Genomic DNA, 12222 nt, shown 5'->3' on the forward strand with positions numbered 1-12222 from the left:
TATACGGATGTGACAGAATTTGCCATTCCAAATAGCACACAGAAACTCTATTTATCGCCTGTTTTAGATGGCTTTAACAGTGAAATTATTGCTTATCATCTTTCTACTTCGCCCAACTTAGAGCAAGTAAAAACGATGTTGGAACAGGCATTTACAGAGAAACACTATGAAAATACCATTTTACACAGCGACCAGGGCTGGCAATACCAACACGATTCTTATCATCGGTTCCTAGAGAGCAAGGGAATTCAAGCATCCATGTCACGCAAGGGCAACAGCCCAGATAACGGCATGATGGAGTCCTTCTTTGGCATTCTGAAATCGGAGATGTTTTATGGTTATGAGAAGACGTTTCAGTCGCTTAACCAATTGGAACAAGCTATTGTAGACTATATTGATTACTACAACAATAAACGAATTAAGATAAAACTAAAAGGACTTAGTCCTGTGCAATACAGAACTAAATCCTTCACTTAAATTATTTGTCTAACTTTTTGGGGTCAGTACATTCCTCTGGCCTTTTTTAGATATAGGAGTAAAAGAAAGACCCAGCATTTAATACTGGGTTGGTAATCATTTTACCATCATCAATTCGACAATCATTGCTATGTAGATGATTAAGGTAAGGAGAAAACCAGCTCTCCAGAAGAATTTGATAAATTTAGGGTAATAAAAACTTCTTTTTTTGAGAAGGAAAAAGACTACAAGGAGGATTGCTAGGAGAGAAAGTGCGACTCCAAGTCGTGGTAGAAAGTTGTGGGTAAAGGCTTTAGCAGTAATCAGATAGTACTCGAATACCAAAAGTGGAAAAGCTAGATCCGCGAAATTAAATCCTATTTTCCTAAGTCCGAAAAGCTTGGTGACAATAAAGCAAACCACCAAGGTTAATATCAATAATAAAATAGATGCTATTTTCATTAAAATCATACCCATATTGTATCATAAAAAAACGCTAAAGGAAATGAGAAACAAGGGAATTTGTTGGAAAGTCAGGCTTTTGAGATTGTGGGTGTTTTTTGTTATAATGAAAGTTATGAAATCTTATAATACCTTGAATGATTATTATCGAAAACTTTTTGGAGAAAAGACTTTCAAAGTTCCTATTGATGCGGGATTTGACTGTCCCAATCGGGATGGAACTGTAGCTCATGGTGGTTGTACTTTTTGTACAGTTTCTGGTTCTGGAGATGCTATCGTGGCACCAGATGCCCCTATCCGTGAGCAATTTTATAAGGAAATTGACTTTATGCACCGCAAATGGCCAGATGTTAAAAAATATCTAGTTTATTTCCAAAACTTTACCAACACCCATGAAAAGGTGGAAGTGATTCGGGAACGCTATGAGCAGGCTATCAACGAGCCAGGTGTAGTAGGAATCAATATTGGAACGCGGCCAGACTGTCTGCCAGACGAAACCATCGAATATTTGGCTGAGTTATCGGAACGCATGCATGTGACGGTAGAATTGGGCTTGCAGACCACCTTTGAAGTAACATCTGACCTGATTAACCGTGCTCATTCCTATGAATTGTATGTTGAAACAGTAAAACGCTTGAGGAAATATCCCAAGATTGAGATTGTTTCCCATTTGATCAATGGTTTGCCCGGTGAGACTCATGAGATGATGGTCGAAAATGTCCGCCGCTGCGTCACGGATAATGATATACAAGGTATTAAGCTGCACTTGCTTCACCTCATGACCAATACACGGATGCAGCGAGATTACCACGAAGGACGCTTGCAACTGATGAGTCAGGATGAGTATGTTAAGGTCATTTGTGACCAACTGGAAATCATTCCCAAGCATATTGTCATCCACCGAATCACGGGAGATGCGCCTAGAGATATGCTGATTGGTCCCATGTGGAGCCTCAAAAAATGGGAAGTGCTAAATGCTATTGAAACTGAGATGCGCCGTCGTGGAAGTGTGCAAGGATGCAAGGCTGTAAAACAGGAGTTTAAAAATGAAAAGACCACTTGAGATGGCACATGATTTTTTGGCTGAAGTTGTAACAAAAGAGGATATTGTAGTGGATGCGACCATGGGCAATGGCCATGATACCCTTTTTCTAGCCAAGCTAGCCAAGCAAGTCTATGCCTTTGATATCCAAGAGCAGGCTTTGGAGAAGACGCAAGAGCGTTTGGATCAGGCTGGAATGACAAATGCCCAGTTAATCTTGCAAGGTCATGAGACACTAGACCAGTTTGTGACAGAAGCTAAGGCAGGGATTTTTAATCTTGGTTATCTGCCTTCTGCTGACAAATCCGTCATCACACAACCTCAGACTACCATTGAAGCCTTAGAAAAGTTGTGTCATTTGCTTGTCAAAGGAGGACGGATTGCTATCATGATCTACTATGGTCATGAAGGAGGAGACACCGAGAGGGATGCTGTGTTGGATTTTGTTAGCCAGTTGAACCAACAAGAGTATACAGCTGTTATTTATCGAACTCTCAACCAAGTTAACAATCCACCGTTTTTAGTTATGATTGAAAAATTAGAAAGGTATAGACATGGATAAACAATACCTTCGTGAGAAATTAGAGGCCATGCGCCAAAATTTTGTCGAGTCAACGCATCACGAGCGAGCAGTCGGAGTGCTCGACGAAGCACATATGAGCAAGAAAATGCTTAAAATCAAGAAAAAATTAGTTGCTCTTGAAATGGAACGATGCCAGAAAAAAATTGAGCACAAAGACTGTTCCAAGATTGATCAGAAAATCCAAGAGCAAAAGGAGATTTTTGAATCTTGTTGTAAAAAAGATTAAGGAGAAATTGTGTGGAATTACTCATTTACTTGATTCTATTTTTATTTGTCTTAATCATTTCAACTACGACTAATAAACTTCTCCCATTTTTACCCCTTCCTCTTGTGCAAATCCTTTTGGGGATTGGGATTGGCTTATTTGTTCCCGATGCGGACTTTCATCTCAATACAGAACTGTTTCTAGCCATGGTTATTGGTCCCTTACTTTTCCGGGAGGCAGAAGAAGCAGATATTACGTCCATTTTGAAACACTGGCGGATTGTCGTCTTTCTGATTTTTCCTGTGATTTTTATCTCGACCTTAAGCTTAGGGAGCATGGCTCACTTCCTTTGGCTTACTCTTCCTTTGGCGGCCTGTTTAGCAGTTGGAGCGGCACTTGGCCCAACAGATTTGGTTGCCTTTGCCTCTCTTTCTGAACGTTTCCGTTTTCCCAAACGGGTTTCCAATATCCTAAAAGGAGAAGGGCTCTTAAATGATGCTTCTGGTTTGGTTGCCTTTCAGATGGCTCTGGCTGCTTGGACAACAGGAACCTTTTCTCTCAGCCAAGCAGGAACTTCCCTAGCACTTTCTATCCTTGGTGGTTTTGTAGTCGGTTTTGTGACGGCTATGGTCAATCGTTTCTTGCATACCTTTTTACTGAGTGTGCGAGCGATAGATATAGCCAGCGAACTATTGCTAGAGCTAAGTTTACCACTCATGACCTTTTTTATCGCAGAAGAGTTTCATGTTTCAGGGATTATCGCAGTAGTGGTTGCAGGTATTTTGAAGGCCAGTCGCTTTAAGAAAATTACGCTCCTTGAGGCCCAGGTAGACACCGTGACGGAGACCGTCTGGCACACCGTGACCTTTATGCTAAATGGATCAGTCTTTGTTATCTTGGGAATGGAGTTAGAGTTGATTGCGGAGCCAATTTTGTCTAATCCTCTCTACAATCCCCTTCTTTTACTGCTTTCAGTTGTCGTTCTGACCTTCTTGCTTTTTGCGATCCGCTTTGTCATGATTGCTGGTTTTTACTTTGTGAGGACGCGTCGACTCAAGAAAAAAATTCATAAGTACATGAAAGATATGCTTCTTTTGACCTTCTCTGGTGTCAAAGGGACAGTATCTATCGCGACCATTCTCCTCATACCAAGTCATTTGGAGCAGGAATATCCTTTGCTGCTCTTCTTAGTAGCAGGCGTTACACTATTGAGCTTTCTAACAGGTTTATTGGTCCTCCCTCACTTATCTGAGGAACAAGAGGAAAGCAAGGACCATTTGATGCATATTGCGATTCTGAATGACGTAGCTGCAGAATTAGAAAAAGAGCTGGACCATCACAAGAACAAACTTCCTCTTTATGCAGCTATTGATAACTATCATGGTCGGATTGAAAACCTCATCCTTAGTCTGGAAAATAAGAGAGTCCAAGAGGACTGGGAGTCCCTCAAACTTCTTATCTTGAGTATTGAGAGTGATGGTTTAGAGCAAGCCTACGAGGAAAATAGAATCAGTGAGCGTGGCTATCGAGTTTACCAACGTTACCTAAAAAACATGGAGCAGAGTATCAATCGGAATTTCGCTTCTAGAGTGACTTATTATTTCCTAGTTTCCTTACGGATACTGCGCTTTCTACTCCATGAAATGTTTACATTTGGTAAGACCTTTCGTAGTTGGATGAATGAAGAATCTCGTAAGCTGCTAGCAGTTGACTATGATCAGATTTCAGAGTTGTATTTGGAAAATACGGAGTTGATTATCGAGAGTTTGGAAAACCTCAAGGGTGTTTACAAGAGTTCTCTGATTAGTTTTATGCAAGAGTCTCGTCTACGCGAGACGGCCATTATCGGAAGTGGTGCTTTTGTTGAGCGGGTTATCAATCGCATCAAGCCAAGCAATATCGATGAAATGCTACGAGGCTACTATCTCGAACGTAAGGCAATCTTTGAATACGAAGAAGCTAAACTGATAACAGCCAAGTATGCTAAAAAACTACGCCAAAATGTGAATAATTTAGAGAATTATTCTCTGAAAGAGGCTGCAAATACCTTGCCTTATGATATGGTAGATTTAATCAGAAGAACTTAGATGATGAAGAAAATGACGGAGGATGGGATATGAAAAAGTGGTGGAAAGAGCTATTGGATAAGCCCCTATTGAAAGCTTTTTTGCATTATTATCAAGCATCTGATAGCGAGTTGACTAGTGTCGCTGTTGCTTATTATTGGTTGATTTCAATCTTTCCTTTGATAATGATAATGGTCAATATCTTGCCTTATTTTCAGATTCCGGTCTCAAATTTCTTACTTACGATCAAGGAATTTTTACCTGATACAGTGTATGATGTGGTCGCCAAGATTGTCCGAGAAGTTCTGACTCAACCATCGACTGGTTTGCTGAGTTTTGCCGTTTTATCTGCACTCTGGACCTTTTCAAAATCAATGGATTTCCTCCAAAAAGCTTTTAACAAAGCCTATGGGGTGACCAAAAGTCGAGGGATTATCTCCCATCAGTTGATGAGTTTGCTTGTTAGCCTCGGCTTGCAGATTCTTTTTGCCCTAGCCTTGTTTTTGAGTATGTTTGGTCGTATGTTGCTCAACCTCCTCAAAACTTACTGGCAATCAGACAGTCCGCTATTCTCCTACCTGCAAGATTTTACAGGCCCTCTAGTCTATGCCTTGATCTTTGCCATTCTAGTCATGATTTACTATCTCCTTCCAAAAGTAAAAACACCACGAATCCGCTATGTTTTACCAGGAAGTGTCTTTGTCTTGCTAACGCTTATCTTTTTATTGAATATCTTTTCTGTTTATTTTAATAACTATGTCAATCACCTAGTGGATGTCCGATTTTTCAGTTCCATCATCGTGGTAGTCATGATGTTCTGGTTTATTCTTATTGCTAAGATTTTGATTATCGGAGCAGTTATCAATGCCAGTGTTCAAAGCTTGAAAGATCCAACCTTTACAATAAATTAACTAATAAAGTTATCCATTACAAAACGCATAGGATCAAATCTGATTCTATGCGTTTTTTGATTATGAAAATTAATAGATAAACATGGCATCACCGAAACTGAAGAAACGGTAGCGTTCTTGAATAGCGTGCTGGTATGCATCTAAGACTAATTCACGGCCTGCAAAGGCAGAAACCAACATGACGAGAGTTGATTTTGGCAGATGGAAGTTGGTTGAAAAGGCATCCACAACCTTCCATTCGTAACCAGGTTTGATAAAGATATTGGTCCAACCAGAATCAGCCTGGATTTGCCCATCAAACTTGGAACCAATAGTCTCTAACGTGCGGATGGAAGTGGTTCCAACAGCGATGATACGGCCTCCATCTTCCTTAACAGAGCGAAGGGTGGCAGCTGCTTCCTCAGAAAGTTGGTAGAATTCGGAGTGCATTTCGTGTTCGTCCAGATTGTCCACAGAAACAGGTCTAAAAGTTCCGAGTCCGACATGGAGGGTTAGATAAACCAGATGGACTCCCTTGGCTTGGATTTCTGCTAGCAGTTCTTTGGTGAAGTGGAGACCAGCAGTTGGTGCAGCAGCAGAGCCACTTTCTTTAGCGTAGACCGTTTGATAGCGTTCACGGTCATCTAGTTTTTCGTGGATGTAGGGCGGTAGTGGCATTTCACCTAGACTTTCCAAGACTTCTAGAAAAATTCCTTGGTATTCAAAGCGGACAATGCGTCCCCCGTGGGTCAATTCTTCCGTAACGACAGCGCTGAGGCGACCATCACCAAAGTTGACACGAGTCCCGACCTTGAGGCGTTTGGCAGGTTTGGCGAGAACCTCCCACTCATCTCCACTGGTATTTTTGAGTAGGAGAAGCTCCACATGGCCTCCAGTTTCTTCCTTTTGACCATAGAGGCGGGCAGGGAGAACACGAGTGTCATTCATAACAAGAGCATCACCAGGTTCCAGCATATCAATAATAGAGTGGAAGTGTTTATCCTGAAATTCTCCCGTCTCACGATTAACGATAAGGAGTTTAGACGCATCCCGTTTTTCAAGTGGCGTTTGGGCAATTAATTCCTCTGGTAAGTGGAAATCAAAATCAGCTGTATTCATTTTTTCATCATTCTTTCTAAGTTCTAATCTTATCCATTATAACACGTTTCAAGTTTGGGCGCTCTTTTTTTAGAAATTAAATCGTTTTCACTTGACAAAAATTGGTCTATACCATATAATGAATATAGATTAAAACGGAGGATGAAAAGATGAAAGTTATTAAAGTTGAAAATCAGGTTGAAGGTGGAAAAGTTGCTTTTGAGATTCTGAAGGAAAAATTGGCCAATGGTGCTCAAACTTTGGGACTTGCGACAGGAAGCAGTCCGCTTGAGTTTTACAAGGAAATCGTTGAGAGTGACCTTGATTTTTCAAATCTAACCAGTGTCAACCTTGATGAGTATGTAGGACTTGACGGAGACAATCCTCAGTCTTACCGCCATTTTATGCAAGAACACTTATTCAACCAAAAACCATTTAAAGAAAGTTTCTTGCCTCGTGGGATTAAGGACAATGCTGAAGCTGAAGTAGAACGCTACAACCAAATTTTGGCTGACCATCCAGTTGATTTGCAAATCTTGGGAATCGGCCGCAATGGACATATCGGATTTAATGAGCCTGGTACTGCCTTTGATAGCCAGACACACCTTGTAGACCTAGACCAGTCTACAATCGAAGCCAATGCTCGCTTCTTTGACAAGATTGAAGACGTTCCAACTCAAGCCATCTCAATGGGGATTAAAAACATCTTGGATGCAAAGTCAATTATTCTCTTTGCTTATGGTGAGTCGAAAGCAGAGGCCATTGCTGGAACAGTATCAGGCCCAGTGACTGAGAATCTTCCAGCAAGTAGCCTACAAAACCACCCTGATGTGACTATTATTGCAGATGCTGAAGCGCTCAGCTTGCTTGAAAAGTAAAATGACAAGAACCACTTGCTCTTTGGAGTGAGTGGCTTTTTACTTCAAATGTTCACTATCCTGTTAAAGTGGTATAATATAGCTATACGAGGAGGCTCGATTTTGATTAATATAATCAGTTTTATTTGTTTTTTACTTTTAATGTTACTATTTAGTCGCTTAATTCAGCAATCAAAGAACCCTTCGGGTTTTTTAGGAAAACGAATGATGAAATTGTGGAATAGAGCCTACCTTCCCATGTTTGTATGGGCAATTCGTTATCTGGATAGAACATTTTACCCTGTAATCTTAGATGTAGGAGTTGGGAATGGTCGTTCAACCATCCTGCTAAAAGAAACTTTTCCGCAAAGTACCATAACTGGAATCGATATTTCAGATACTGCAATAGCTCAAGCCAAACAGGTAGAGATGACTAATCTAAATTTTGAATGAAGAGACGTTAGGGAGACAGGCTTTTCTGATGAAAGTGTTGATTTAATCACAGCTTTTCAAACTCATTTTCATTGGCAGGACCTAGAGGCTTCTTTTATGGAACTTCGAAGAATACTCAAATCAGGCGGGATGCTCTTACTGGCTTGTGAATATAACAAGTTGTCTTACTTTTTACCAGAGGTCCAAAGCGAAGAAGCATTTAGACGATTCTTGTTATCAGTAGGATTTGAGCTCGTAACTAGTCAAAGAAAGGGATCATGGATCCTTTATAAAATTGTTAAACATTAATGGAGGTACAATCATGAAACAATTATTTCTATGTTCACACTTTGCTGGAGTCAAAAAGCTTTTTAGCGATTATGCAAAGGAAAAGAATCTAGAAAATAAGGTTTTATTTATTCCTACCGCTGGGAACAAAGAGGATTATACTGCCTATATCGATGAGGCTCAGCAAACATTCAAAGATTTAGGATTTGAGATAGAGGTTCTAGATATTGCTTCTTGTGATCGAGAAACTGCACAGGCAAAGATTTTCCAAAGCAAGATTCTTTATATCTCAGGCGGGAATACCTTTTATTTATTGCAAGAATTAAACAAAAAGCAACTCCTATCTCTCATCAAAGAGCAAATAAGAGATGGGCTGGTTTATGTGGGAGAATCAGCGGGGGCTATCATTACAGCCAAGGATATTGACTACAATAAACTCATGGACGACAAGACGGTAGCGACAGAGTTATCTGATACAGCGGGATTGGATGAAGTGGATTTTTATGTCCTTCCACATTATGGTGAAGAACCTTTTACTGATAGTAGTCAGAAGACCTTTGAAACCTATAAAAAGCAGCTTGAATTGCGACCACTTCATAACCACCAAGCAATTATCGTTAACGATGAGCAAATAGATATCTTGACAATAGAATAAAGATGTGGTTGGAAGAACAGTAATATTTTACCAATAAAACGATTAGCGATTGATAATTCACTTAGTAGGAATCTGCCATGGATAGATTAATTTTATGAATTCAAGAAGGGAAAAGTTATGAAAATAAAAACGTTAGATAAAATAGGTGGGGTTATTTTCTTGTTTCTAACGATTGCTATCATTGTCGTTTTTTTATCAGATACGAGCTTTTTTGAGTGGGCATTTACTAGACACCAGAATACTCTGAGTTGGTATATTCGCCCTCTCTTTATTATTCCAATTGTAATGGGAGCTTATAAAAAATCCTATAGCCTGATTTTCTTTTCTGTATTTTGCCTATTTACTAGTATGTTCTGGTTCCCAAATCCGGAAATAGTTGATGTAAAAGTAATTGAGTTTTTGAATTTTGAGAAGACTTATTTTACGAGCGGATGGAGTATTGAAAAAGTTATCATTCTGGCAACAATTCTAGCATTTTTTACGGCGATTATATCCTTAACATGGAGTAGACGTTGGTATGGATTATTAGCAACGGTAGTGATCGGAGCATTTCTGAAGGTTGCCCATAGTCTTTTATTTAGTGGAGGAAGTGGCATATCGATTGTGAAACCAGCTGTTTTGGGCTTGATTCTCTGTATCTTAGTGATTTACTTCATCTTCAAAAGAAGAAAGTAAAAATAATAGAAGTTTATGGTTGCTTTTCTCTTGACAATTATTCACTTTGTGTGTAAAATGGAATAGATCTTGAACTTGAAGGGAGTGAAAAAAATGTCTAAAACAGTGGTACGTAAGAATGAATCTCTTGACGATGCACTTCGTCGTTTCAAACGTGCGGTTACTAAAGCTGGTACTCTTCAAGAAACACGCAAACGTGAATTCTATGAAAAACCTTCTGTAAAACGTAAACGTAAATCAGAAGCAGCTCGTAAACGTAAAAAATTCTAATTTGAAATGAAAGGCTAGACTTGTCTAGCCTTTTTTCTTTCCAAATAAATACTGTAAATCCTGCAAAAAAAGGAAACTTCCTACCACAATTTGATATAATAGTAGGGAGAACTCGATTGAAGGAGGAAATTATGTCGGTTTTAGTAAAAGAAGTCATTGAAAAGCTCAGATTAGACATTGTTTACGGTGAAGGCGATTTACTTGAAAAAGAAATCAATACTGCGGACATTTCTCGACCAGGTCTTGAAATGACAGGCTATTTTGATTACTATACTCCGGAGCGGCTTCAACTGTTGGGAATGAAGGAATGGTCTTATTTAGTCTCCATGTCTTCTCACAACCGTTATAAGGTGTTGACCAAGATGTTTCAACCAGAAACACCCGCTGTCATCGTTGCTCGTGGTTTGGTAGTACCAGAGGAAATGTTGAAAGCTGCTAGAGAATGTAAGATTGCGATTTTGACCAGTCGAACATCAACCAGTCGTTTATCTGGAGAGTTATCTAGCTATTTGGATTCTCGTTTGGCTGAACGTACGAGTGTTCATGGTGTCTTGATGGACATCTATGGCATGGGGGTCTTGATCCAAGGGGATAGTGGTATCGGTAAGAGCGAGACAGGCCTTGAACTTGTGAAACGGGGACACCGTTTGGTGGCAGATGATCGTGTAGATATCTTTGCCAAGGATGAAATGACCCTTTGGGGAGAGCCCGCTGAAATCCTGAAGCATTTACTTGAGATTCGTGGAGTGGGAATTATTGATGTGATGAGTCTCTACGGAGCAAGTGCTGTAAAAGATTCTTCACAAGTTCAGTTGGCTGTTTATTTGGAAAATTATGATACACATAAGACCTTTGATCGTCTAGGAAACAATGCCGAAGAACTCGAAGTTTCTGGTGTAACGATTCCACGTATCCGCATCCCAGTAAAAACAGGACGCAATATTTCTGTCGTTATTGAAGCGGCTGCCATGAACTACCGTGCTAAGGAAATGGGCTTTGATGCGACACGTTTATTTGAAGAACGCTTGACAAATCTGATCGCTCAAAATGAGGTGAAAAATGATTAATCCAGTCGCATTTGAAATCGGTCCTTTTTCTATTCGTTGGTATGCTCTGTGTATTGTGGCTGGTTTGATTTTGGCAGTCTACCTTGCCATGAAGGAAGCTCCTAAAAAGAAAATTCTGTCAGATGATATTTTGGATTTTATCCTGATTGCTTTTCCAGTTGCGATTTTAGGGGCTAGACTATACTACGTACTCTTTCGCTTAGATTATTATCTGCAAAATCCAGGTGAAATCATTGCCATCTGGAATGGTGGTTTGGCCATTTATGGAGGTTTGATAGCGGGGGCTATTGTCCTTTATATCTTTGCAGATAGAAAGCTGATTAATACTTGGGATTTCTTAGACATAGCAGCACCAAGTGTCATGATTGCCCAAAGTTTAGGTCGCTGGGGGAACTTCTTTAACCAAGAAGCCTACGGTGCAGCAATAGATAGTCTGGATTATTTGCCAGGCTTTATCCGTAATCAGATGTACATTGATGGTAGCTACCGTCAGCCGACCTTCTTATATGAGTCGGTTTGGAATCTGATTGGATTTGCTTTGATTCTGATTTTTAGAAGAAAATTGAAGGAAATCAGACGTGGTCAGATCACGGCTTTCTACTTGATTTGGTATGGCTTTGGTCGTATGATCATCGAAGGCATGCGGACAGATAGTCTCATGTTCTTTGGCCTGCGAGTTTCCCAATGGTTATCAGTTGTCCTTATCGGACTTGGTATTTTTATCATACTTTATCAAAATCGAAAGAAAGCCCCTTTCTATCATACAGAGGAGGAAAACTAAATGTTAGAAGTTGCATATATACTTGTTGCCATTGCTTTGATCGTTTGTTTAGTCTATCTGACGATTACCATTCAAAAAGCAGGTCGTATGATTGATGAGACAGAGAAAACCATCAAAACGTTGAGCTCAGATGTGAACGTTACCTTGCATCAGACCAATGAATTGTTGGCTAAGGTTAATGTGTTAGCAGACGATATCAATGTCAAAGTTGCGACGATTGATCCACTTTTTACAGCTGTGGCAGACTTGTCTGAGTCAGTATCTGACCTCAACCAACATGCACGTGTTTTAGGCAAAAAAGCTTCATCTGCTGGTTCAAAGACTATTAAAACGGGTGCAGGCTTGTCAGCTCTCCGTGTCGCAAGTAAATTTTTCAAAAAATAAAAAAGGAGAAT

15 protein-coding genes and 1 pseudogene are annotated in these 12222 nt (G+C 40.0%); 14 read left to right on the top strand and 2 right to left on the bottom strand.

Going from position 1 to position 12222, the window contains the following annotated elements; all coding sequences use genetic code 11:
• Window positions 1-477 (top strand): IS3 family transposase (locus ACIY14_RS00005; RefSeq protein WP_409001073.1); only part of this gene is annotated, 477 nt, incomplete at its 5' end.
• A 96-nt stretch (window positions 478-573) separates the two neighbouring features.
• Here ACIY14_RS00005 and ACIY14_RS00010 read toward each other — a convergent pair.
• Window positions 574-933 carry a DUF3397 domain-containing protein gene (locus ACIY14_RS00010; RefSeq protein WP_268705034.1) on the bottom strand — a complete coding sequence of 120 codons (360 nt, stop codon included), beginning with the start codon at window positions 931-933 and terminating at the stop codon, window positions 574-576.
• Window positions 934-1024: 91 nt separating this feature from the next.
• On the opposite strand from ACIY14_RS00010, the gene ACIY14_RS00015 reads away from it, so the two are divergent.
• Genes ACIY14_RS00015 through ACIY14_RS00035 form a run of 5 tightly spaced genes read left to right on the top strand, consistent with a single transcriptional unit; the run spans window position 1025 to window position 5725 of the window.
• Window positions 1025-1981, top strand: a complete 957-nt coding sequence (locus tag ACIY14_RS00015; RefSeq protein ID WP_409001074.1) for a TIGR01212 family radical SAM protein — start codon at window positions 1025-1027, stop codon at window positions 1979-1981.
• Complete coding sequence (locus ACIY14_RS00020) at window positions 1965-2522, top strand: class I SAM-dependent methyltransferase (RefSeq protein ID WP_409001075.1); 558 nt, start codon at window positions 1965-1967, stop codon at window positions 2520-2522. The genes ACIY14_RS00015 and ACIY14_RS00020 overlap by 17 nt, the downstream gene beginning before the upstream one ends.
• Window positions 2515-2769: a hypothetical protein gene (locus tag ACIY14_RS00025; RefSeq protein ID WP_000361094.1), complete on the top strand. Its 255-nt coding sequence runs from the start codon at window positions 2515-2517 to the stop codon at window positions 2767-2769. Before ACIY14_RS00020 ends, ACIY14_RS00025 begins: the two co-directional genes overlap by 8 nt.
• Window positions 2770-2780: 11 nt before the next feature.
• On the top strand, window positions 2781-4835 hold the full coding sequence (locus ACIY14_RS00030) for a cation:proton antiporter (protein WP_409001076.1): 2055 nt from the start codon (window positions 2781-2783) through the stop codon (window positions 4833-4835).
• A 29-nt stretch (window positions 4836-4864) separates the two neighbouring features.
• Window positions 4865-5725, top strand: a complete 861-nt coding sequence (locus tag ACIY14_RS00035; RefSeq protein ID WP_409001077.1) for a YihY/virulence factor BrkB family protein — start codon at window positions 4865-4867, stop codon at window positions 5723-5725.
• Between the two features lie 69 nt (window positions 5726-5794).
• Here ACIY14_RS00035 and queA read toward each other — a convergent pair whose 3' ends face one another.
• Complete coding sequence (gene queA / locus ACIY14_RS00040; RefSeq protein WP_409001078.1) at window positions 5795-6823, bottom strand: tRNA preQ1(34) S-adenosylmethionine ribosyltransferase-isomerase QueA; 1029 nt, start codon at window positions 6821-6823, stop codon at window positions 5795-5797.
• Window positions 6824-6972: 149 nt separating this feature from the next.
• Between queA and ACIY14_RS00045 the strand changes: the two genes are divergently transcribed.
• From ACIY14_RS00045 to ACIY14_RS00080, 8 genes and pseudogenes are all read left to right on the top strand, one after another.
• Window positions 6973-7680 carry a glucosamine-6-phosphate deaminase gene (locus ACIY14_RS00045; protein ID WP_000864599.1) on the top strand — a complete coding sequence of 236 codons (708 nt, stop codon included), beginning with the start codon at window positions 6973-6975 and terminating at the stop codon, window positions 7678-7680.
• 102 nt (window positions 7681-7782) lie between these two features.
• Window positions 7783-8400 (top strand): annotated as a pseudogene (locus ACIY14_RS00050) (class I SAM-dependent methyltransferase).
• 13 nt (window positions 8401-8413) lie between these two features.
• Window positions 8414-9034, top strand: a complete 621-nt coding sequence (locus tag ACIY14_RS00055) for a Type 1 glutamine amidotransferase-like domain-containing protein (protein ID WP_409001079.1) — start codon at window positions 8414-8416, stop codon at window positions 9032-9034.
• Between the two features lie 117 nt (window positions 9035-9151).
• Window positions 9152-9709, top strand: coding sequence for a hypothetical protein (locus ACIY14_RS00060; protein ID WP_409001080.1), 558 nt, complete (start codon window positions 9152-9154; stop codon window positions 9707-9709).
• A gap of 93 nt (window positions 9710-9802) precedes the next feature.
• A complete protein-coding gene (gene rpsU / locus ACIY14_RS00065; RefSeq protein WP_000048054.1) occupies window positions 9803-9979 on the top strand; it encodes a 30S ribosomal protein S21 in 177 nt (58 codons plus the stop codon).
• A 131-nt stretch (window positions 9980-10110) separates the two neighbouring features.
• Entirely contained in the window at window positions 10111-11046 is a 936-nt protein-coding gene (gene hprK / locus ACIY14_RS00070; RefSeq protein ID WP_409001081.1) for an HPr(Ser) kinase/phosphatase, read from the top strand.
• Window positions 11039-11827: a prolipoprotein diacylglyceryl transferase gene (gene lgt, locus ACIY14_RS00075; protein WP_409001082.1), complete on the top strand. Its 789-nt coding sequence runs from the start codon at window positions 11039-11041 to the stop codon at window positions 11825-11827. The genes hprK and lgt overlap by 8 nt, the downstream gene beginning before the upstream one ends.
• On the top strand, window positions 11828-12211 hold the full coding sequence (locus tag ACIY14_RS00080; protein WP_000895031.1) for a DUF948 domain-containing protein: 384 nt from the start codon (window positions 11828-11830) through the stop codon (window positions 12209-12211).
• Window positions 12212-12222: the final 11 nt, after the last annotated feature.

Origin of the sequence: Streptococcus sp. ST16 (genome assembly GCF_046098135.1) — a bacterium.
Lineage (GTDB): Bacteria > Bacillota > Bacilli > Lactobacillales > Streptococcaceae > Streptococcus.